We start from the raw sequence: 20,836 nt of genomic DNA on the forward strand, positions 1-20,836 counted from the left end.
CTATGTCAGATTTTTTCAGGATTTGTGACGACCGGTCAGGACCCGTTGTCGCTGCGATCAGAATCTTGCCGCCACCGTCAGCCGCACCGCAAGCGGCTCGGCCGGATGGACGTGACGGTCAGCGACGCCGTCGATGGGCTCTCCCGGCAAGCGCGACAGATAGTAATATTCGATCTGGTTGGTCTGGGCGTTGAAGAGGTTGAGCACGTCGAGCTGCACCCGCACGCCATTGTCGAATCTGTAGCCGGCGCGCGCATTGAAGATCAGCGAGGACCGCGAACGGACGCTGTCGTCCTCGATGAGCGGGCGCGGACCGAAATAGCGCGCCTTCAGGCTGCCGAACCAGCCGGTGTCGCCGCCCAGCGTGATCGCGCTGCTGGCCACCCACGCCGGTGCGCCGGGGATGCGGGACCCGGCGGGGTCGAAATCGGTGAAGCGCGCGTGAGTCTGCGCGACGTCGAGGTCGACCGTCATCCACGGCAGAGGCTTGTACTCGTTCGTCCACTCGACGCCGACGCGGCGGCTGGGCCGGCTCGGCTCGGTAGTGCCGGCGTCGCCGACGAAGAGCAGCTCTGAGTCGAAGTCGAGCACGAAAACTGCGAGCGTGCTGGTGAGACCCTCGATCACCTTGGTGCGGATGCCGAGCTCGGCGCCGCGCGAGCGCACCAGCAGCGGCACGCGGTCGAGCGGGGTCACCTTGTCGTTGGGATCGACGGTGATCGTCGCGCCGCGGATGTCGTTGCTGTGCAGGCCGTAGCCGGCATTGCCGTAGAACTCGGTCTTGTACCAGGGGCCGAGCACGATGCCGGCCTTCGGGCTCGCCATCGAGGCCTGCGCGTTGCCCGAATTCTCCGGCGTGTCGCTGTTCACATGTCCGGCAAAAAAGTCCTCGCGGATGCCGACCGTGGTGCGCAGCCAGTCCTTCCAGCGCGTGGTGGTGTCGGTCCAGAGGCCGACATTGCCCTCCTGCACGTGGTCGTCGCGCACGGTCGAGAGCCATGAGCGCTGCTCGGTCTTGAACAGCCCGACATGGATGTCGTCGTAGCGCGTCTGTACGCCGACACGGGTCTGCGATTCGAGCCCGCCTAAGCGCCAGTCGAACGTGTGCCGCGCGTCAAAGCCGCCGAGCGTGCGACCATCGAGCTGGCTGAACTGGTCGCCATTGACGGGATTGTCGAGGAAATAGGTGAAATTGTTGAACAGCCGCAGATCGGAGCGCACGACATAAGCGCTGACATTGGTTTGCCCATAGTCGCTCGACTGTGCCCAGTTACTCGACAGGCTGAAGCGGCTGGAGGTGCCGCCATCGGTCGGATCGAGCGTGCCGAGACGGGTGATCAGGCCCTGGTCGATCGCGCGTTGCGGGACCTGATCGGTCGAATTCCAGCCGTTGGAATAGGCCATCGCCGTCAGCGTCAGGCCATCGGTCGCGGTGCCCTGGCTGTAGCGCATGACGCCGTTCAGCTTGCGGACATCGTCGGGCACGTCCCATGGCCCGTCATATTTGTTGGCTTCAAATGCCGTCAGCAGCGTGCCGTCGCCAACGCTGGTCGATCCCGCCGCCAAGGCGCGGCGATAGCCGAAGCTGCCGAAGGTCAGCTCCGCGAAATTGTGCGGCAGCTTGTTGACATAGTCGATCGCCACGGCGCCGGCGGATGCGAAGTCGCCCTGGTCGGCGAAATACGGTCCTTTGCGGACGTTGACCGACCGGATCAGCTCCGGGATCAGGAAGTTGATATCGGCATAGCCTTGCCCATGCCCGTGGGTCGGCATGTTGACGGGCATGCCGTCGACACTGATCGCAAGATCGGTGCCGTGATCGAGATTGAAGCCGCGCAGAAAATACTGGTTGGCTTTGCCCTCGCCGGAATGCTGCGTGACGATCAGGCCCGGCACCACTTCCAGCGCCTCGCCGGGCCGCGAGAACGGGATAGCGTTCACCTGTGCGCCGCTGATGCGCACTGCGCTGGCGGCAGTGGGTTGCAGGGCGGTCGAGCCGGCCGGCGCAGCGCCGGGCGCACCGCCGCCCTCGGTCTGGCCGTCCGTGCGAACGGCAGCCTGGCTGCGCACACCGGCATTTTTCGGCGGCTTTCTGTGGGTGTGCCGTTTGGGATGCTGATGATCCGCCCCCGCAATGGTGACTGGCGGAAGCTCGGCGGGCGCGGCCGAGCTGATCTCGTGGGCTGGGGCCGGGAACGTGCACAGCGCGGACGATGCGGCAGCGGAAAACACCCGCAACAAGACGCTACGCACCACGATATCTCCGCACCACGACCATTGCAGTCCAACACACCGATACTATGGCAGGTGAGTATGACGATCCAGCAACAATATCATACTAACCCGCGGCGGCGATTGCGAGTAGCGAATTGTTACATTTACAACCGCAAAGGCGCATCGCCGGCGGCTTGGACGCCCAAATTCATCTGCGCGACGTTGCAGTCCGGATAAGCCGTTGAAACATCGGCAAGGTAATCGCCGCTTCGCACGGCTGTCACATCGGTAACCGATAAGCCTTGCTTCCCTCGGCGCTGCTTGTCCTGCATATGCAGGCCGCCAGCTTTCCGTGACTTGAGAATCTTGCACTGCTGGCAATTGGCTGATGACGAGGGACATGCGAGCACATCGGGCGATACGGCGGATCTCGGCATGGCTCGCGCCCATGCTGGCGGCTTCGCTCGCCGTTTCCGCGCCGACCTTTGCGCTGCCGTCTGATTTTTCGGATGCCGACGCGCCGGCCTACGTCGTGCCGGCGCCTGACCGCCCACTTCCGGAAGTTCCCGCAACATCGGCATCGGCCGTCAGCCCTGCGGCGCGAACCGCCTCGCCCGTCAAGCGAGAGGCCATGAAGGGCAATCCGCTCTGGGCGGTCCCGCTCGCAACGCTGTCGGAGACGGGCGAGCGACCGATCTTTTCGGCCTCGCGGCGCCCGCCACCGCCCGTGGCTTCAGTCGCCGCGTCGAGCGCGCCGCCACCGCCGCCGGGCCCGCCGCAGGCCGAGTTGCATCTGGTGCTGGTCGGAACCGTCATCGGCGGCGATCAGAGTGTCGGGATTTTTGTCGACGAGGACAGCAAGACGACACTGCGCCTCAAGCTGGACGGCGACTATCAGGGCTGGAAACTTCTTTCGGTGCATCGGCGGGAGGTCATCATGGCGCGCGGCGAGCTGACCGAGACCTTGGAGCTCACGAGGACGGGCCAGGGCGCGTCCGCAAACGTGTCGGCGGTTGCGGAAAGCACCGCAAAGCGCGGAAGCTCGCACACGGCTCAGTACGACTAGGTGAGCAGCAGGCCTGCTCCGAGCCGGCGTCTGGCGAACTCGCGCGCCGCTATTGCCGGGCCGCGATCGCAGTCATCTCGAGCTTGACGCCCGGACCGAGGTCGGCGACGCCGATTGCGGCGCGCGCCGGCAGATGCGCTTCGGCGAAGCACGCCTTCCAGGCCGCGTTGAACTCGGCCTTCTCCTTGAGGTCGGCCATGTAGATGGTCACCTGCAGGACCTTGCATATGTCGGATCCGAGAGTCTTCAGCAGCTGCGCCAGCTGCCTGAGAACGTCGCTGGCCTGGCCCGACATATCGAGGCTCGTATCCTCGGGGACGATTCCGCCGATATAGAGCACACCATTGTGCTCGACCACTTCGTGGAGAAGTCCTTCGTAGGGCAAGACGCGCTGGATCATGATGAGACCGGTGTTGCTGTGGGGACGGGCGGCATATCACACATTCCAATGTCAGTATCGTCGGCAGAAATTTTCGTGTTGTCAGGCGGTCCGATCAGAATGCTCCCGAGGGCTGTGGAACAAGATATTGGAAATAAAGGAACAATCGGGCCGCTGAACTGCCGCGATGGTTCCCTCGAAGGTTTACTTACCTGCACTTGCGCACGAGGGCCCGGCATTTCCGCTGGCCTGATCGCGACGACATGCGGGAGCGGATCGGTATACTGCCACCGGAATTGACTCGGAAACGACCCGGACCGCGGGCGGGAACAAGGATCAGGCGATGGACGATACGATTGGCTTCCCCGACCCCGGTCTCGACCTGTCGGACGGCTTCAAGCCGCACACCTCGCATTGGGGCGTGTTTTCCGCGCGTCAGGGCGAGGCCGGGCTCGAGGTCAGGGCCTATGCGGGCGATCCTGATCCGAACGGCATCATCGACAATTTCCCCGGCGCGCTGCGTCACCAGGCGCGCATCGCCCAGCCGGCGATCCGCCGCGGCTGGCTCGAGCGTGGTCCGGGTCCGGACGATCGCCGCGGTCGCGACGAATTCGTCTCCGTCAGCTGGGAGAAGGCGCTCGATCTGCTTGGCGACGAGCTCGGCCGCATCCGTGATACGCGCGGTCCCGACGCCGTGTTCGGCGGCTCCTATGGTTGGTCGAGCGCGGGCCGCTTTCATCACGCTCAGAGCCAGGTACACCGTTTCCTCAACATCGCGATGGGCGGTTATGTGCGCTCGGTGAACACCTATTCGTCGGGCGCGTCCTCGGTGCTGCTGCCGCAGATCCTGGCGGGCTACGAGGACATTACCAAGCGCAATGTCACCTGGGAGCAGATCGCGGCCGAGACCGACATCGTGCTCGCCTTCGGCGGCATGGCGCTGAAGAACTCCATGGTGGCCGGCGGCTCGATCAGCAAGCATGTCGAGCGCGGTGCGATGCAAGCTGCGCGCCGCCGCGGCTGCGAGTTCGTCCTGATCAGCCCGCTGCGCGACGACCTGCCCGTCGAGGCCGGCGCCGAATGGATGAGCTGCGTGCCCGGTACCGACACCGCGTTGATGCTGGGCATCGTCCACACGCTGGTGAGCGAAGGCCTGCACGACCAAGCTTTCCTCGATCGCTACACCGAAGGATGGCCCGTCTTCCTGCGCTATCTCCTCGGCGAGAGCGATGGGCAGGCGAAGCACGCTGACTGGGCCGCATCGATCTCAGGCGTCGACGCCGACACCATCCGCTCGCTTGCGCGCCGTGCCGCCGCCGGCAAGCGCGCGCTGATCACCGTCTCGCATTCGCTCCAGCGCGCCGAGCATGGTGAGCAGCCGGTGTGGATGGGCATGGTGCTGGCGGCAGCCCTCGGCCAGATCGGTCTTCCCGGCCGCGGCTATGCCTATTCGTTAGGTGCGATCGGCTATTACGGCCGCCGCGTCAACGACGTGCCGGGGCCGACGCTCGGGCAGGGCCGCAATGGCGTGCGCGATTACATCCCCGTCGCGCGCATCGCCGACATGCTGCTCAATCCCGGCGCGACCTATCGCTACAATGGCGAGACGCGCACCTATCCGGACATCCGCCTCGTCTACTGGGCCGGCGGCAATCCCTTCCATCACCACCAGGATATCAACCGCCTGCGCAAGGCGTTTGCGCAGCTCGATACGTTCGTCGTGCACGAGCTCGCCTGGACCGCGACCGCGCGCCATGCCGACATCGTGCTGCCGAGCACGATGACACTCGAGCGCGAGGACATCGGCTATTCCACAAACGATCCACTGATGGTCGCGATGCACCGCATCGCCGAGCCGTTCGGCCTTGCGCGCGACGACTATGAAATCTTTGCCGATCTCGCCGAGCGTCTCGGCGCACGCGAACCCTTCACCGAGGGACGCACATCGCGGCAATGGCTGGAGCATCTTTACGAGCCGACCCGCGCCTCGCTCGCCAAGCGCGGTCTTGAGGCGCCGAGCTTCGAAACATTCTGGCAGCGCGGCAGCCTGGTCGTGCCGCAGCAGCCCGACGATGGCGGCCGGCTGCGCCGCTTCCGCGAGGATCCCGTCAATCATGCGCTGCCGACGCCGAGCGGCCGCATCGAGATCTTTTCGCAAAAGATCGCGGGCCATGGTGATGCAGATTGTCCCGGCCATCCGGTCTGGCTCGACAAGACCGATATGCCGAAGCCTGGCGCACCCTGCTTCCTCGTCGCCAACCAACCGGTGACGCGTCTGCACAGCCAGCTCGATTTCGGCGGCCATTCGCTAGGCGCAAAGCATCGCGGCCGCGAGGTCGCGCGCATGAATCCGGTTGATGCAAATGCCCGCGGCATCAAGGACGGCGACATTATCCGCCTGTCCAACGAACGCGGCGCGTGCCTTGCCGCTGTCCACGTCACCGACGGCATCGCGGCCGGTGTCGTGCAGCTTCCGACCGGCGCCTGGTACGATCCGATGGACCCCGAGGACGAGGCGCCGCTCTGCGTGCACGGCAATCCGAATGTGCTCACGCGCGACATCGGGACGTCGTCGTTTGCGCAAGGCTGCACGGGACAGCTGACGACGGTCGAGGTGGAGAAGTTCACCGGCAATCTGCCGCCGATCCGGGCGTTCGATCCGGTTTAGCGGACGACTGCCATGGTTGGGTCGAGAGGCACGACATTGGGCGCGCCGGGCGCGCGCTTGTTGACGGACTCCGATGCGAACTTCCCCGCCGCCATTGCCGGCGGCAGCACCGGATTGGTGCTGTGCCAGGTCGGCGGCCAGTGCTCTGGCCTGTGGCCCCAGGCATTGAGTTGTCCGAGCGCGTCGAACAGGCCGAGATATTGGTGATAGGCGACGTTCGGCAGCTCCTCGCCGATCGGACATCCCAACGTCACAACGGTTAGGCCATCGAGCCGCTCTTTCGGGACTGAACGGATCGCGTTGCTGATCTGGAGCGCGCCCTTGCTGTGCCCGACCAGCAGGCGGAATGGCGGCTCGCGGCGCATCAGCAGCGCATGCAGCACGTCCGACGAACCGGACCCTGTCCGGAACACGGGTGCTCCGCGCAGCGTTGGCTCGTTGGGCGCCGATGCCGCGAGGTCGCGCCCGATGCGCGCGACTTGCGGCGCGGCGGCAGCGAGACTCTTCTGGATCATCGACTTGCTGCCGAGGTAATCGTGCAGGCCGAAGGCGAACCAGCCGCCCAGCGACTGCAGAACGACGTCGGCGGCACCATAGCCGGGGACGAGCGCCAGCACGGGCTTCTGCAGCGCGACGGAGATGTCCCAGGCCAGAGCGGCACTGCCCAGCGCCGAGCTGCCGACGCCGGTGATCGTGACGATGTCGACGTCCTTCGTCTCCTGGCCCGCGGAGTCGAGGAAAGTCGCGACGTTATTGTACTTGTGAACATACGGCGCAGTCGTTGCATCGATGATCAGCATCGATCCTTCGGGATCGGCCAGCGCATCGAAGTCCACGATCCGGGAGGGCTTCTTGTCCCCTGCGGCCATCTGTGCGTCCTTTTCGGTCAATCCCGCGCGCAAGGTCGGAACGTCGTAGAAGATGAAGTCCAGTGCGGTGTTGAACAACCGGCACGAACGTACCGCCGGCTCGACGAGCCATTTTGGAATCTCGAAAAAGGCAGGGGATAGTCCGGTGGACGAATGATCTGATGTCTCCATGACGGGCTCCAATTGCTTTTGAACAATCGATATTCCGCCTGATCTGGTCCGTCAGGCCGCGCCCGGCGATGTGATTGTAATATGGAGAGGTGGCAATTTACAATTGTCGTGTCGATGCCGCGCTGATCACATTTGTCGCATCGATCGTCGCTCTGGCTGACGTGAAGGCCGCAAGCTTTTTCAACTATCACCGTCACCCCTGAGGTGCCGAAGCGAAGCGGAGGCCTCGAAGGACGAACGGCCCGGCTGTGTCGGGGCCGGTGATCCTTCGAGGCTCCCGATGGGGCGTTCAACGTCCCATCGCTCGCACCTCAGGATGCGGAGCTGATAGCGTCGACGCTGCAACAGGCCGGAAAACGGGGCCGCCCTGTGTGGGCGCAGGGACGGCCCCGAGAGGCTCGCAGATCCGGGAGGAAGAGGGGCGAGCCGGCGCAGGTCGACGAGCTACGCGGCGGCGCTCGTGATCCAATCCCCGTCCGCCGAAGGACGGCGCCGCGGCAGTGCTTCGATCTCGAAGCGCTGGTTCTTGCTCGCAAGGCGCCAGCGTGCCGGAGACTGGCCGCTGATGCGCTTGAACACGGTCGAGAAATGCGCCTGCGTGCTGAAGCCGACGGCGAGTGCGATCTCGGCCAAGGGCCGCCCGGTCGTCGCGAGCAGCGTCTTCGCATGCTCGATCCGGTGGTTGAGCAGATATTCGCGAGGACGGTAGCCGGTCGCGGCGCGGAATTGTGCCGCAAAGTGCATCCTGGACAGGCCGGCGACATTGGCGAGCTCGGACAGGCTGATGCAGCGGTCGAAATAATCGGCGATGTATTGCTCGACCCGCCGCAACCGCCATTTCGGTAAGGCATTCACCCGCGCGCGCGGCGATTCCAGCCGGGTCAGATGCATCGCGAGGGTCTGGCCGATGCAGAACGTGAATTGGTGGTCGGCGGCATCGCCACGTTCGATCAGCGCCTTGGCAAGCTCGGCCGCCAGCGGGTCGCGCAGCAGTACCAGATCGTTCAGTCCCTCGGCCGCGGCGAGTTGCGTCGGAAAATGGTCCGCGGAGATGTGGAAGTGCAGGAAGGCGCACGGCGACTGGAATTGCCCGGCGAGCGGTTTTGACGGCGCGGTGACATACAGCGTGCCCTCGGGCATGGCGCCGTCGAAGATGACCTGACGGTCCCGCGTCAATCTCGCCCGCGTGGACTTGAGGGCGATGCCGACGAAATAGCAATCCTCGGGCGTCGTCGTCTGATGCGAGGAGGCGCTTCGCGCGTCTTCCCATCGCGAGATCGTGATGTCCGCGATGTCGGCCTGCGGACTGCGGACGACCTGACGCCATTGGCTTTCCCGGGCGATCGCCTCCGTGGCTCGGGAAATCCGGTGATCCCGTGGGCGGATCGGAAATTCGATCCCGCCATGCGACGCGTGCAAATTGGTCGACATCGTTCGTCCTCTCCTGGCTCTGCCGCTCTTGCAACGATGGGTAAGCGCGCAAACCCAATTCTTTTCATGTTGAGAGGATAGGCGCGACTTGGCCAGGACGCTCGTTAGGTGTGATTAGGATGTGTTAGTTTTTGTGGTGCACGCCGGATGCGACAGCCCGCCGCAGGAGCGCTGAGTGCGCTCAATTTTTCGGATATTTACGCAGATCGGCCTCGGCGTGGGACAGCGTAGCGACAGTCGCGCGGCGATCGATGCGGCTCGTCGCTGTGGACCTCGCCGCGTTGATCGCTAGATTGCGGCCGCGACGTCCGGGATCGCGTCGGTAAAGGCCTTCGGCGCGCCTCCAGGCCGTTCGCTGCGCTCCTCGTCGCCCATGTCGCCGCCGCTACTCGAACACGGCGTCGAAAATCTCAACGTCCATCAGCACGGGCTTCGCGACCACTGATCCATCAGGCCGCCGCGTCTGTGCGCGGCGAAGCGTCGGCACGACGATGCCGCCAAAACTGTCATGTGCCCAGGAGTAATGCGCGACCTTCGTTCCGAAGAGGTCGTGATCGGTCCGCCGCTGCAGCGCGTTCTCGTCGAAATAGAAGATCTGCTCGGGCGCGAGCGTGATCAGGTGCGGGGGGAATTGCGCCCGCAGACGCCGCCACGTCTCGGTGTTCTCGCGCCATGGCGCCAGCTCTTCGGTGACGACATCGGGATGGGCGAGCAGGAACGGATTGGTCAGATAGTTCCAGATCGCGACGCCGCAGAAGAAGACGAGGTGCAACTCGTCGGCCAGCGTAGGGGACCCGACCTCGGGAAACGCAAGGCTCGGATTGCGCCAGGTCCGCAACACGTCGCCATCCAGGCTTTCGATCGTGATCGCATCGGGCTGAAAGGTGCCGGAATGTTCACCCCCGGTGATGCCGGTGAAGCGGACCGATTGTGTGCGGGTCGAGCCCTCCGCGGTCACGTCCTTGAATTCCCTGGCATGCCCGGCGCTGGCGAACAGCGTTCCGCCGACGGAAAGGTGGAGCGTGAACCGGTCCAGGCTGTTCCAGTGGGCCATGCCGCCGCAGGCATCGATTGCATCGTCAAGAAGCGCCATATCCCGTCATATCCGCCGTGAAGCGCCACCACCATGGCGGGGCGCATGCGGCTTGGCATGTTAGAAGTTGTTAGGAGTTGCGAGCGCGCGGGACGGCGGTATCTCGTTGAAGACGCTCTCAATTCAGGGTGTTCAGCAACCCCCTTGCGGCGGCCAGATCGCGGCTATGAAGGCCCTCTTGATATTGCGCGACGAGCGGGGCGAGCAGCGTGCGTGCTTCGCCTGCTTTTCCGGCCCGCTGCCAGATGCGGCCGAGGCTGATCGCGCCGCGCAGCTCCCAGCCGAGCGCGCATTGCCGCCGCGCCAAATCGAGCGATCTGCGCAGATAGGTCTCGGCCTCTGCCGCATTGCCCGATCGCGCCAGGATCTCGCCCTTGACCCTGAGCATCTCCGGCATGTCGAAGGATTCGCCGTGATCGGGGATCTGACCGATGGCCTCATTGATGGTCTGCAAGGCGAGATCAGGCTGGTCTTGCGCGGCGAGACCCTCGGCGAGCGCGGTCGCGAACACCGTCGTCATGATCCGGTGCCGTGTCGCGTACAGCGTCGCCTGGCTGCGGCGGAGGTGCTCGATTCCCGCAGCGACGTCGCCGCGGCGCAGCAGCAGCTCGCCCTTCTGGCCGATGCCGACCGCGTGATAGGGACCGAGGAAGTGCCGTGCCGAATGGTCGATCAGCCGCTCGATCAGGATCTCGGCATTGGCGAAGTCGCCAACCCAGAGAAACACGTAGATCGTCCAGATCAGGGAGATGCCGAGCGTCAGCGGCTGTTCGAGCAGCTCGGCCTCGCGCACCGTGTATCCGGCCGCCTCGATCGCGCGATCGGGCCGGCCGGTGAGCCACAGCCCGCGCGCCAGCGCCACCAGCGCGACGATGCGATCGTCATAACCGAGATGGCCGATGTTCAGCCGCTGCGAGCCGGGATTGTGCAGCATCGCGCTTTGGCAGAACTGTACGGCCTTGTCCTGGTTGCCAATCAGATGATGCGCGACGCCCAGCATCCATTCGACGTTCAGCGTCGCGGCGGGATCGTTCAGCTTGCGCGCGACGCTCTCGCTCTGTTCGCCGGTCCCGAGCGCGCCGTGAAAATCTCCGAGCCTGGTGAGATAAATGTGCAGGCCGCGCAGCAGCCAGAGCTGCCAGTGCAGATCCTCGAGTTCCCGCGCCAGTTCGAGACTGCGCGTGAACGCGGCCCGGACCGCGTCGGTATTGCCCTGCGTGAACATCACGGAGACGCCCAGCGCGGCCTGCAGCGTCATCTCCTGGCGGCTGTCCGCCGGAGCCGCGTCGAGCGCCCGCCGGGTCCAGCGATAGCACTCCGTCAGCAATGTCAGCTCGAGGAAGAACTGGGCTGCGGAGGCCGCCAGGCCCACGCTGATCGTCCGGTCGCCGGCATCCGAAAAGCTCCAGATCAGCGCCGCCCGGACATTGGGCAAATGGTCGGCATAGGGAAGGAAGCCGCCAGCGCTCTGCATGCCCGTGGATTTGAGCGCGATGTCGCGCAGGAAGTCGCGGAAATATTCGGCGTGGGCGCGCGCGACTTGGCTCGCTTCGCCGTTCTCGACGAGCTTGTCGCCGACGAAGGTGCGGGTGGTGTCGAGCAGGCGATAGCGCAGCCGCCGCTCCGCGGGCGAGGTCGCGATCAGGGATTTGGAGAGCAGGTTCGAGATCGCCTCTGCGGCTTCAGACTCGCTGATGCCCTGGCTGCACGCCACGGCTAGCGCGGCCTCCAGCGTGAAGGGGCCGACGAACACCGACAATCCACGCAACGCCGCGCTTTCGGTCGCGGGCAGCAGATCGTAGCTCCACGCCAGCGCAGCGCTCAAGGTCTGGTGCCGCGGAATCGCGGTGCGGCGTCCGCGCCACAAGAGCGAGAAGCGGTTGTCGAGCAGTGAGGCGGTTCCGGCGATGCCGTAGGCGTTGACTCGTCCGGCCGCGAGCTCGATCGCGAGCGCAATGCCGTCCAGCCGCCGGCAGATATCGGCGACGAGCGGGGCGTCCTCCTCGCTGAGCTCGAAGTCGCCCAGGCTCTCGGCGATGCGTTCCACGAAGAGCTGGCTTGCGGGATAGGCGAGGATGTCGGCGATGCCGAGCCCGGCACGCTCCGGCGGGCAATCCAGCGGAAACAGCCGGTGGACGCGTTCGCCTTCGGCGCGAAACGACTCGCGGCTGGTGGCAAGAACATGCAGCTCGTCCGCCTCGCGGACCATACGCTCGGCCAGGGGAGCGAGTTCATCGATGATGTGCTCGCAGCTGTCGAACACCAGCAGCATGCGCCGGCTGCGCAGGAACGTCAGCAGGCCCGGCATCGGGTCGTCGGAGTTGACGGTCAGGCCCAGGGTCGCCGCGATCGTCCCGGGAATGAGCCGGGCATCGGTCAGCGCGCCGAAATCGACGAAGCTCACCTGGCCGTCGAAGGCCGCAAGCTCGCCGTGGGCGACGGCGAGCGCGACCGAGGTCTTGCCGATGCCGCCGGGGCCGACGATGGTGACGAAGCGATGCTGGGCCAGCTCGGCGGAAATCCGCTCGACCGCATCGTCCCGCCCGATCATCTTCGCAAGCGGCGCAGGAAGCGCATGAGGGGCCGAGACAGCCGGGCTCGCTCGCCGCTCCGCAGGTTCGGCCCGCAGCAGCGGAGCCGCGAAGCAATAGCCGCGTCCGGGGACGTTGACGACGTAACGCGAGCCTTCGCCCGCATCGCCCAAGGCCTTGCGCAGCGTCGTGATGTGAAAGCGCAGACTGCCTTCGTCGACATTCACGTCGGCCCAGACGCGCCTGATCAACTCCCGCTTGTCCACAACCTCGCCGGCGCGCTGGGCGAGAAAAATCAGGATGTCGAGCGCACGGCCGCCGAGGTGAAGCGGGGCGCCGTCCTTCTCCAGCAGGCGCGACTTGGCGAACAGGCGGAACGGCCCGAAGGCAATAGCCGAATCCTGGTCGCTAATGTTCGGCACGGGCCAATGATTCCAGTGAGAGGGAGCGTTGTCCGCACTTTGGTCTAGCAGAACGAGATCGTCAGTAAACTAACCGAAAGTGGCGAAATCGCGCGGCAATCTGTCTGCCGATCTGTGACAAATTTTGCTTAAACGCGAGCAGCTTACCACGCGACCGGGGCAATTCGTCAGCGTGCTTGGCCGTGCAGAGGACAGCTTCGCTGCCACACTCTGTTTGCCGCCGATCATAACAGAATCTTGCAACGTCTAACGAGCAATGCGCGCAAAGTGCATCCAGTATAGCGTTCGAGTTCAGCACTACGTCAAACGGGGAGGCTATGATGTCCGGTATTGGCGCTCGGCCGAACGAGCACGTCGTTCGATCTGAATTTGTGGCCAGTCCCGACGATCCGTCGCGTGATTGGGAACTCGTGCTGCGAGAATCCCACCATCGGATGAAGAACACGCTGACTCTGCTGGGTGCGTCAGTCCGCCGCGATTTCACGCGGGCGGGACCGAAAGACGTCTCGGTTGCGGTCGACCGGTTCGAGCGGCGCATCGTCGCCTTCGGCAGGCTCTACCAGCTCTTGTCCGACAATGATGATCCCTTGCCGGTCTCGATCGAAGGCTTCTTCGAGAATTTGTGCGGAGCGCTCTCCGAGGCGGTGCTGGCGCCGGCGGGCATCCGCTGCGAGGCTGCGATCGCGAGCGGCACGCTGCCGGCCTCGCAATGTCATCGGCTCGCGCTGATGCTGACCGAGCTGGTGACGAATGCGGCAAAGCACGCCTTCCCGAACAAGAAGGGAGCACTGATCCGCATCGACATGGCAAGGCGCGACGGCGCCTGGTTCTGCACCGTCGCTGACAACGGCATCGGGGCGACCGGCCCGCTTCAGGGTACGGGCAGCCGCATCCTCGAAGGGCTCGCACGCAGCATCCAGGCGCGGCTGCACGGCGAGGCCGGGCAGGGCGGCACGCGGGTGACCATCGTGATGCCCGCGGCCTGAAACCGTCTCTGCTCGCAGTCGCTCCACCTCACATCCGGGAGTTCAACATGGCTACAGTCGAAATCAACCGCGACGCCGCGGCGAAGCCCTCGGCATCGCGCGGCCTCGATCTGAAGCTCGAGGTCGTCGTCATCCCCGTGTCCGATGTCGACCGCGCCAAGGCGTTCTATACGCGCCTCGGCTGGCGATTGGACGCGGACTTTACATCGGGCAACGAGTGGCGGGTGATCCAGTTCACGCCGCCAGGTTCGGCCTGTTCGGTGATCTTCGGCCGGAACGTCACGCCAGCGGCGCCCGGTTCAGTGCGCGGCCTGTACCTGATCGTCTCCGATCTGGAGGCGGCCCGACAGGATCTGCTCGACCGCGGCATCGCGGTCAGCGCGCCATTCCACGGCGGGGGCGACGTTCATGCCGGGCCGGACGAGCCGTATCTGTTCGGCAGCGTTCGGGTCAGTGGCGCTGACCCGAAGCATGGCAGCTACAGCTCGTTCGCGTCATTCAGCGATCCCGACGGCAATGGCTGGTTGTTCCAGGAAGTCACGACGCGGCTGCCTGGACGCATCGAAGGAGGCAGTACGACATTCGCCTCGACGGCCGAACTCGCCGCGACCTTGCGCCGTGCCGCGACGGCGCATGGTGAGCACGAGAAGCGGACCGGCGGGCATGACGAGAACTGGGCGGATTGGTACGCCGACTACATCGTCCGCGAGCAGGCCGGCCAGCCGCTGCCGTCCTAACGAGAACGCAGTTCGTCGCGCGTCGCTTTGCATTCGCGCCCCTGCTCGCGCCGTTCTGCATCGGAACCGTGGCGGCGCTCGACCGGTTGGAACGGCCGCAGGCGGTCACGCCGATGTCGCCTTCCACCGGTACGGAGCGCCGGTGCTTGAAACAAACAAGGAGAACCGAGATGATCCGCAAGGCAAAAGCAGTTTGGAAGGGCACCGGTCGCGACGGTACCGGCCATCTCTCGAGCGAATCCGGCGTGCTCACCGATACGCCCTATTCGTTCAAGACCCGCTTCGAGAACGAGAAGGGCACCAATCCCGAGGAATTGATCGCGGCGGCCCATGCCGGCTGCTTCACCATGGCGCTGGCCTTCGGCCTCCAGATGGCCGGCTTCACGCCGGACGAGCTCTCGACGGAAGCCGCCGTCACGCTCGAGCCGGAAGGCAAGGGTTTCAAGATCAGCAAATCTGCGCTCACCTTGCGTGCCAAGGTGCCGAATCTGGATGAGGCGGGCTTTGCCAAGATCGCTGGCGAGGCCGAGAAGAACTGTCCGGTATCGAAAGTGCTCAACGCCGCCATCACGCTCGACGCCAAGCTCGGCTAGAGACGAGCTCAATGTCCATCCGGCTCTGAGGAACCGGGTGGACATAGGTGAAATGCCCGCCTTTCGGACGGGTAGCCGAATGCATATGATAACACGGACGCAGGGCGATCAATCGGGAGCGGACAGATGACGACGGAGCGCGCAGTTTTGGCCGGGGGCTGTTTCTGGGGCATGCAGGATCTGATCCGCAAGCAGCCGGGCGTGATCTCGACCCGCGTTGGCTACACCGGTGGGCACGTCAGGAACGCCACCTATCGCAATCACGAAGGCCACGCCGAAGCGATCGAGATCATCTTCGATCCAGCCAAGACCAGCTTCCGGACCATGCTGGAGTTCTTCTTCCAGATCCACGATCCCACCACGCTCAACCGTCAGGGCAACGATCTCGGCACGAGCTACCGCTCGGCGATCTTCTACACCAGCGACGAGCAGAAGCGGGTCGCCGAAGACACCATCGCCGACGTCGAGGCGTCGGGCCTGTGGCCTGGCAAGGTGGTCACCGAGGTCGCGCCGGCGCGCGAGTTCTGGGAGGCCGAGCCGGAGCACCAGGATTATCTCGAACGTTATCCCGACGGCTACACCTGCCACTTCATCCGGCCCAACTGGAAGCTGCCGCGGCGCGCGGCTGCCGTGGGCGGCTAGATCTAGAACGCATGATCCGGAAAAGTGTGTAACGGTTTTCCGAAAAGATCATGCGCAAATAAAGAGCTAAAGCGCGATGATGATGTATCCTGATCTCATCGCGCTTTAGTCCGGCAGGCGCGAGAAGCGGAAATTGCAGTGGCTCGCGCCGCCGGCCAGGGTTTGCGTCCGTTCCAGGCGGATGCCTCGCGTGGCATAGGCATCGAAATCAAGCCCGCAAATGTTCGGCAGGATGTCCTTGTCGCCATGGCGAGCGGCAAATTTGCAGAAGCCGCAGGCCTTGTAGTTGATGCCGAACTCGAAGTCGTCACCCGGGCCCGGTTCGACGAAATCGTAGACGAAATCTTCCGGAAACGCGTCCTGGTGGCTTGCGCTCGCGCTTCTTGCAGCCTGCTCGCGCAGCAAGGCCTGGTTCTCTGACGACATGAATTGGCGCCCCGAAGCGAGACGTTCCGCTTCAGGCACGGTGAGCAATTGCGCCTTGTAGGTTTCCCGCTCGATCTCGCCGATCACGGGCAGCGGCACGCCATGCCGCCGCAGCACCCGGCTGATCGCCATGAAACCCATGAGGCGCATGAAGAAGTCGCTCATGCGGCTCGTGGCGCCGCCGACATAGGGCATCTGGGTGAGCACGATCTCGAATTCGTTCATCACCTCCTGCCTGATCGCGTGGATATCGGAGACATGCGCGCGTTCGCGCAGCATCGCTTCGGCAAGGTCGAGTCGATCGCGCATGGCGGCCTCCATGGCATCGCGATGCTGCGCGTAAAAGGGATGGATGGTCTCAGTCATTGGACACCTGACAAAATTGGCTTATCGCAAAGGCGGCGAACCCGGTTTCATTCCGCCGCGATCGCCTCGATCTCCAGCAGCCATTTGCTGTTGACGGTCTGGGCGACCATGACCGTCAGCGCGGGCTGATGGTCGCCGAGCATCGCGCGGCGAATGGTCCGGTTGCTCACGAGCTGAGCCCGGTCGGTCAGGAACGTGGTGACCTTGACCAGATGATCGACGCCAAGGCCGGCGGCGGCGAGCACCGCCTTGACATTGCGCCAGGCCTGCTCGCATTGCGCCTCGAACCCCTCAGGCACGGAGCCGTCGGGTCTCTCGGGCACCTGGCCGCTGATGAACAGCAGGCGGCGATGCTGCGTCAGTTCAAGTCCCATGCAGTAGCCGCCGGCGGGAGGATGGACCGTTGCGGGATTGTGGTTGACGATATGAGGTCGGGGCATTGGGCTTCTCCAAATTGCGCCCCGACCGTATCCAGCGACATCGCCGCGGCGCAAAGCATCATTGCTGCGGCTGAGCGCAAGAAAATCTATTGCAAGACTGCGGCTCATCAGTGTCAAACTTGCTGTGCGATGACCTACGCCCTTCCACCACTCAACGCGCTCCGCGCTTTCGAAGCCGCCGCGCGGCATCTCAGCTTCAAGCTGGCCGCCCATGAGCTGCATGTGACGCCTGCCGCCGTGGGGCAGCAGGTGAAAGCGCTGGAGGCACGCCTCGGCGTGCAGCTGTTCGAGCGGCTGCACAAGCAGCTCATCCTCACCGCCGCAGGCCAGGCCTATCTGCCAGGGGTGTCCGAAGGCTTCCGCCACATCGCGGACGCAACCGCGCAATTGAAGCCGTCAGGTGCAGTGCTGCTGCAATTGGGCGTCCATGCCAGCTTCGACCTGCGCCGGCTCGATCTGGCGGCGTTCCGCAGCGGGCATGCCGACATCGGCCTGCGCGTGCTGCAGCCCGCCGGCCTGCACGAGCTGGTTGAGGGCAAGGTCGACCTCTTGATCGCCCGCGGTGTCGGTCACCACCCGGGCTATCGCTGCGATCGCGTCAATGAGGGATCCGGGCCGGGTGACTGGCTGATCGCGCCCGAAGGCACCGCGGATTGTCCTGAAATCGTCAGTTTTCGCGCGTGGCTGCGCGCTGCGATTGCGGAGAACCCGCACACGAACCGCCGTCCTCGACTGGTCGGCGGCGTCGGAAGTTGAGGCGGCCGTCGCCTGAGGCGCCGTCAGCTCCGCAATTGCGCGATCAGGTCGCGCGCGATGCGCATGTCGGCGATCTCCAGGCCTTCGGCAAACGCGGCGCAGACGTTCTCCAGAGCCGGCAGGGCTTCGGTGGATCGGCCTGCGCTGATCATGAATCGTGCGAGGCTGGTTGCACAGCGCAGCTCCCAGAACCGCGCGCCCTGTCGCCCTGCAATGTCGATGGCTTCGCGAAAGCGCGCCTCGGCGTCGCCCGCGTGCCGCGGGCTCCTCAGCATCAATTCGCCCTCGATGCGGATCAGCTCCGGCAGATACCAGAGCTCCTGCCGGTCGTTGCAGCGGGTCAGAGCGTCCTCGATCACGTCGAGGCCGCGGTCGATCTGGTCGGCCTCCAGAAAGCACGCGGCGAGCTCGCCGAGCAGCGGGAGAAAGCGCGGCAGAAAGCGCGCATCGCCGGCGCGATTGAGTTCTTCGCGCAAGAGCGGCAGGCCCGTCGCGATATCGCCGCGCCTCGCCAGCACCGCCGCGTTGAAGGCCCGCGCCCACAGCCCCCACAGCCGGATGGCGTGGCGCTCGGTGTGTTCGACGAGCTCGGCGCCGTGGCGCTCCGCGGCCTCGAAATCGCCGGCCCAGAAAGCGATCGGGCAGGTGGCTTGCCCCAGCACGCTGCAGAAGGTCAGCGCGTGGCCGTTGGCACGACCCTCCTCGATGTTTCTGGCGGCGAGCGCCTGGGCCTGATCGGCGAGGCCCTGCAGCCACAGGATGCGGGCGCGGAAATATTGCGTGGATATTCGCAGGTCGAGCGGGAAGATCTTTGGCTTCTCCGCCAGCACATGCAGTGATGCGTTCACGCGGTCGATGCAGGCGCGCGCCTCGTTCTGGTCGCCGAGATAGTGCAGCGCCACGGCCATCAGCCGGTCACCCAGCATCACATCGGTCCTGTCGGGCGAGTTCGCTGCGGCATTCGCAAACCGATCGGCCAGCGCGCGGGCCTTGCCGAACTGTCCGTTGTTGAACTGGTCGATGCACAAGCCCCACAGCGCGCGCAGGCGAAAGTCCTTGTCGTCGAGCCGGTCGGCGAGCTCCAGCGTCGTCTCCAGGATCGGACGCGCCTCGCGGGCGCGGCCCTCGCCATACATCAGCGACCAGCCGAGCGCGGACAGAAGCTGCATGCGGATACGCTCGTCGCCGGCATCTCCGAGCGCCGTGAGCGCCGTTCGCGCGCGCTCGCGGCATTCGGCGAACAGCGACAGGCGCACCCACATCGTGACGGCGGCTGCGGTCAACGCGATTCCCAGCGCAACGTCACCGTCGGGCGCGAAGGCCCAGTCCAGCGCCGCGCGCACATTGTCCAGCTCGGCGCCATAGATACCAAGCCATTCCGGCAACGGCGTCGACGAGTCGGCCTCGGCGCGCTGGAAGAAATCGCGAAAGTGCTCGGCATGGCGCCGCGCGAACTGCTTGGTTTCGCCGAGCTCGGCGAGCTTTCCCTGCGCGTAGGTGCGCGTGGTGTCGAGCAGGCGATAGCGCAGCAACCGTGAGCCGGATGGCGAGATCAGCGATTTGGTGACGAGACTGTCGATCGCCTCCAACGTCTCCGAGGCGCTGAGGCCGTCGCCGGATGCGACCGCCGCGGCTGCTTCCGGCGCGAAGGGGCCGGCGAAGACCGAGAGTCGGCGCAAGGTGGCGCTCTCGGCGGGAGGCAGCAGGTCGTAGCTCCAGTCGAGCGCTGCGGCGAGGGTCTGGTGTCGCGGCACGGCGGTGCGCCGCCCACGCCATTGCAGCGAAAAGCGGCTGTCGAGCAGCGATGCTGTGCCGGCGATGCCATAGGCGTTGACGCGGCCCGCCGCGAGCTCGATCGCGAGCGCAATGCCGTCGAGGCGCCGGCAGATGCTGGCCACAAGCGGCGCCTCTTCCGCGCTGAGCTGGAACGGACCCGAGCTCTGCGCAATGCGCTCGACGAAGAGCTGCGCCGCGGGATAGGCGAGTACCTCGTCAACGCCGAGGCCCTCGCGCTCGGGTGGGCAATCCAGCGGGAACAGCCGGAAGATGCGCTCCCCTTCGCTGCGGAACGATTCGCGGCTGGTGGCGAGCACGCGAAGCTGCGGCACATCGCGAACGATGCGCTCGACCAGCGGGGCGAGCGCATCCAGCACATGCTCGCAGCTGTCGAAGATCAGCAAGGCGGGGCCGGTCTTCAGGAAGGTCAGCAGCGCCGGCGTCGGATCCTCCGCGCTGATGGTGAGGCCAAGCGCGGAGGCGATGGTGGTCGCGACGTGGCTGGCATCGCGGAGCGGACCGAAATCGACGAAGAAGACGCGTCCGCCAAAATCCGCCGAGCGGCGGTTCCCGACAGTGACGGCGACGGCGGTCTTGCCGATGCCGCCGGGACCGACCACGGTCATGAAGCGGTGGAGCGAAAGGCCGTTCGATATCTTCTCGACGATCTCCTCCCGCCCCACCATCTTCGAGAGCGGCGCGGGGAGGGAGCGGGGCGGCAGGATGTCGACGGTGGGCTGCGCGGCCGGCGCCGTCGCCTGGGCGAACGAGGCGACGAAGCAATAGCCGCGCCCGGGCACGTTGACGACATAGCGGGCCGACTTGCCGGTATCGCCGAGCGCCTTGCGAAGTGCTGCGACATGGAAGCGCAGGCTGCCCTCGTCGACATTGACGTCGGCCCAGATCCGTTTGACCAGCTCGCGCTTGTCGATGACCTCGCCGGGGCGCTCGGCCAGAAAAATGAGAATATCGAGCGCGCGGCCGCCGACATGCAGAGGCGAGCCCTCTTTTTCCAAGAGCCGGGACTTCGGAAACAGTCGAAATGGCCCGAAGGAAATGGCCGAGTCTTCGCTACGATCTGGCACGCGCCATGGCCCCCGCAACGGGAGTCAAAAGGTATGACTTTCTGCTCTATCAGAACGAGACGTACAGTAAACTGGCCGAAAGCAGTGGGGCAGGGCTGGCAGCCCCGCGTGCACCGCTTGGGTCAGCCGTCACCGGGAATCCTGCTTGAAAAGGAACGGGTTAAGCGAATATGACGGGGCGATGA

The 20,836-nt window shown here is 65.1% G+C and carries 17 protein-coding genes; 7 read left to right on the plus strand and 10 right to left on the minus strand.

Annotated elements, in window-relative coordinates; genetic code table 11:
• Positions 1 to 57 precede the first annotated feature (57 nt).
• Together QA642_RS14395 and QA642_RS14400 are read right to left on the minus strand one after the other, a co-directional pair.
• On the minus strand, positions 58 to 2,253 hold the full coding sequence (locus QA642_RS14395; protein WP_283085240.1) for a TonB-dependent receptor: 2,196 nt from the start codon (positions 2,251 to 2,253) through the stop codon (positions 58 to 60).
• 125 nt (positions 2,254 to 2,378) lie between these two features.
• Complete coding sequence (locus QA642_RS14400; RefSeq protein ID WP_283085241.1) at positions 2,379 to 2,546, minus strand: hypothetical protein; 168 nt, start codon at positions 2,544 to 2,546, stop codon at positions 2,379 to 2,381.
• Positions 2,547 to 2,614: 68 nt separating this feature from the next.
• On the opposite strand from QA642_RS14400, the gene QA642_RS14405 reads away from it, so the two are divergent.
• Positions 2,615 to 3,280 carry a general secretion pathway protein GspN gene (locus tag QA642_RS14405; RefSeq protein ID WP_283085242.1) on the plus strand — a complete coding sequence of 222 codons (666 nt, stop codon included), beginning with the start codon at positions 2,615 to 2,617 and terminating at the stop codon, positions 3,278 to 3,280.
• A gap of 49 nt (positions 3,281 to 3,329) precedes the next feature.
• On the opposite strand, the gene QA642_RS14410 is transcribed toward QA642_RS14405, so the two are convergent.
• The gene (locus tag QA642_RS14410; protein ID WP_283085243.1) at positions 3,330 to 3,680 is read right to left on the minus strand and encodes a RidA family protein; all 351 of its coding nucleotides are present in this window, start codon (positions 3,678 to 3,680) and stop codon (positions 3,330 to 3,332) included.
• 322 nt (positions 3,681 to 4,002) lie between these two features.
• Here QA642_RS14410 and QA642_RS14415 point away from each other — a divergent pair, with 322 nt between their 5' ends.
• On the plus strand, positions 4,003 to 6,327 hold the full coding sequence (locus QA642_RS14415; RefSeq protein WP_283085244.1) for a molybdopterin guanine dinucleotide-containing S/N-oxide reductase: 2,325 nt from the start codon (positions 4,003 to 4,005) through the stop codon (positions 6,325 to 6,327).
• On the opposite strand, the gene QA642_RS14420 is transcribed toward QA642_RS14415, so the two are convergent.
• The 4 genes from QA642_RS14420 to QA642_RS14435 form a co-directional block, all read right to left on the minus strand.
• Positions 6,324 to 7,367, minus strand: a complete 1,044-nt coding sequence (locus QA642_RS14420) for a hypothetical protein (RefSeq protein ID WP_283085245.1) — start codon at positions 7,365 to 7,367, stop codon at positions 6,324 to 6,326. The two genes, QA642_RS14415 and QA642_RS14420, sit on opposite strands and share 4 nt — an antisense overlap.
• A gap of 444 nt (positions 7,368 to 7,811) precedes the next feature.
• Positions 7,812 to 8,798 carry an AraC family transcriptional regulator gene (locus tag QA642_RS14425; RefSeq protein WP_283085246.1) on the minus strand — a complete coding sequence of 329 codons (987 nt, stop codon included), beginning with the start codon at positions 8,796 to 8,798 and terminating at the stop codon, positions 7,812 to 7,814.
• Between the two features lie 385 nt (positions 8,799 to 9,183).
• A complete protein-coding gene (locus QA642_RS14430) occupies positions 9,184 to 9,891 on the minus strand; it encodes a hypothetical protein (RefSeq protein WP_283085247.1) in 708 nt (235 codons plus the stop codon).
• A 118-nt stretch (positions 9,892 to 10,009) separates the two neighbouring features.
• Complete coding sequence (locus QA642_RS14435) at positions 10,010 to 12,844, minus strand: winged helix-turn-helix domain-containing protein (protein WP_283085248.1); 2,835 nt, start codon at positions 12,842 to 12,844, stop codon at positions 10,010 to 10,012.
• 320 nt (positions 12,845 to 13,164) lie between these two features.
• Between QA642_RS14435 and QA642_RS14440 the strand changes: the two genes are divergently transcribed.
• The 4 genes from QA642_RS14440 to msrA all read left to right on the plus strand — a co-directional run bounded on the left by QA642_RS14440 (position 13,165) and on the right by msrA (position 15,802).
• Positions 13,165 to 13,830 (plus strand): sensor histidine kinase, encoded by a 666-nt coding sequence (locus QA642_RS14440; RefSeq protein ID WP_283085249.1) that lies wholly within the window; start codon positions 13,165 to 13,167, stop codon positions 13,828 to 13,830.
• Between the two features lie 47 nt (positions 13,831 to 13,877).
• Positions 13,878 to 14,567: a VOC family protein gene (locus tag QA642_RS14445; RefSeq protein ID WP_283085250.1), complete on the plus strand. Its 690-nt coding sequence runs from the start codon at positions 13,878 to 13,880 to the stop codon at positions 14,565 to 14,567.
• Between the two features lie 170 nt (positions 14,568 to 14,737).
• Entirely contained in the window at positions 14,738 to 15,160 is a 423-nt protein-coding gene (locus QA642_RS14450) for an OsmC family protein (RefSeq protein WP_235544734.1), read from the plus strand.
• A 126-nt stretch (positions 15,161 to 15,286) separates the two neighbouring features.
• On the plus strand, positions 15,287 to 15,802 hold the full coding sequence (gene msrA, locus QA642_RS14455; protein ID WP_283085251.1) for a peptide-methionine (S)-S-oxide reductase MsrA: 516 nt from the start codon (positions 15,287 to 15,289) through the stop codon (positions 15,800 to 15,802).
• A 105-nt stretch (positions 15,803 to 15,907) separates the two neighbouring features.
• Here the strand turns inward: msrA and QA642_RS14460 are convergent, their stop codons facing one another.
• Both QA642_RS14460 and QA642_RS14465 read right to left on the minus strand, forming a co-directional pair.
• On the minus strand, positions 15,908 to 16,594 hold the full coding sequence (locus tag QA642_RS14460) for an L-2-amino-thiazoline-4-carboxylic acid hydrolase (RefSeq protein WP_283085252.1): 687 nt from the start codon (positions 16,592 to 16,594) through the stop codon (positions 15,908 to 15,910).
• A 47-nt stretch (positions 16,595 to 16,641) separates the two neighbouring features.
• Positions 16,642 to 17,034: a RidA family protein gene (locus tag QA642_RS14465; RefSeq protein WP_283085253.1), complete on the minus strand. Its 393-nt coding sequence runs from the start codon at positions 17,032 to 17,034 to the stop codon at positions 16,642 to 16,644.
• 129 nt (positions 17,035 to 17,163) lie between these two features.
• Between QA642_RS14465 and QA642_RS14470 the strand changes: the two genes are divergently transcribed.
• Positions 17,164 to 17,790: a LysR family transcriptional regulator gene (locus tag QA642_RS14470; RefSeq protein ID WP_283085254.1), complete on the plus strand. Its 627-nt coding sequence runs from the start codon at positions 17,164 to 17,166 to the stop codon at positions 17,788 to 17,790.
• A gap of 23 nt (positions 17,791 to 17,813) precedes the next feature.
• Here QA642_RS14470 and QA642_RS14475 read toward each other — a convergent pair whose 3' ends face one another.
• A complete protein-coding gene (locus tag QA642_RS14475) occupies positions 17,814 to 20,651 on the minus strand; it encodes a winged helix-turn-helix domain-containing protein (RefSeq protein WP_283085255.1) in 2,838 nt (945 codons plus the stop codon).
• Positions 20,652 to 20,836 lie beyond the last annotated feature (185 nt).

The sequence above is a fragment of the Bradyrhizobium sp. CB2312 genome (assembly GCF_029714425.1).
Taxonomy (GTDB): domain Bacteria; phylum Pseudomonadota; class Alphaproteobacteria; order Rhizobiales; family Xanthobacteraceae; genus Bradyrhizobium.

Excerpts from the sequence above, each read along its gene's own strand:
- QA642_RS14400 (WP_283085241.1), bottom strand. The coding sequence starts at position 2,546 with ATGCAGGACAAGCAGCGCCGAGGGAAGCAAGGCTTATCGGTTACCGAT.
- QA642_RS14405 (WP_283085242.1), top strand. The coding sequence starts at position 2,615 with ATGCGAGCACATCGGGCGATACGGCGGATCTCGGCATGGCTCGCGCCC.
- QA642_RS14410 (WP_283085243.1), bottom strand. The coding sequence starts at position 3,680 with ATGATCCAGCGCGTCTTGCCCTACGAAGGACTTCTCCACGAAGTGGTC.
- QA642_RS14415 (WP_283085244.1), top strand. The coding sequence starts at position 4,003 with ATGGACGATACGATTGGCTTCCCCGACCCCGGTCTCGACCTGTCGGAC.
- QA642_RS14420 (WP_283085245.1), bottom strand. The coding sequence starts at position 7,367 with ATGGAGACATCAGATCATTCGTCCACCGGACTATCCCCTGCCTTTTTC.
- QA642_RS14425 (WP_283085246.1), bottom strand. The coding sequence starts at position 8,798 with ATGTCGACCAATTTGCACGCGTCGCATGGCGGGATCGAATTTCCGATC.
- QA642_RS14430 (WP_283085247.1), bottom strand. The coding sequence starts at position 9,891 with ATGGCGCTTCTTGACGATGCAATCGATGCCTGCGGCGGCATGGCCCAC.
- QA642_RS14440 (WP_283085249.1), top strand. The coding sequence starts at position 13,165 with ATGTCCGGTATTGGCGCTCGGCCGAACGAGCACGTCGTTCGATCTGAA.
- QA642_RS14445 (WP_283085250.1), top strand. The coding sequence starts at position 13,878 with ATGGCTACAGTCGAAATCAACCGCGACGCCGCGGCGAAGCCCTCGGCA.
- QA642_RS14450 (WP_235544734.1), top strand. The coding sequence starts at position 14,738 with ATGATCCGCAAGGCAAAAGCAGTTTGGAAGGGCACCGGTCGCGACGGT.
- msrA (WP_283085251.1), top strand. The coding sequence starts at position 15,287 with ATGACGACGGAGCGCGCAGTTTTGGCCGGGGGCTGTTTCTGGGGCATG.
- QA642_RS14460 (WP_283085252.1), bottom strand. The coding sequence starts at position 16,594 with ATGACTGAGACCATCCATCCCTTTTACGCGCAGCATCGCGATGCCATG.
- QA642_RS14465 (WP_283085253.1), bottom strand. The coding sequence starts at position 17,034 with ATGCCCCGACCTCATATCGTCAACCACAATCCCGCAACGGTCCATCCT.
- QA642_RS14470 (WP_283085254.1), top strand. The coding sequence starts at position 17,164 with ATGACCTACGCCCTTCCACCACTCAACGCGCTCCGCGCTTTCGAAGCC.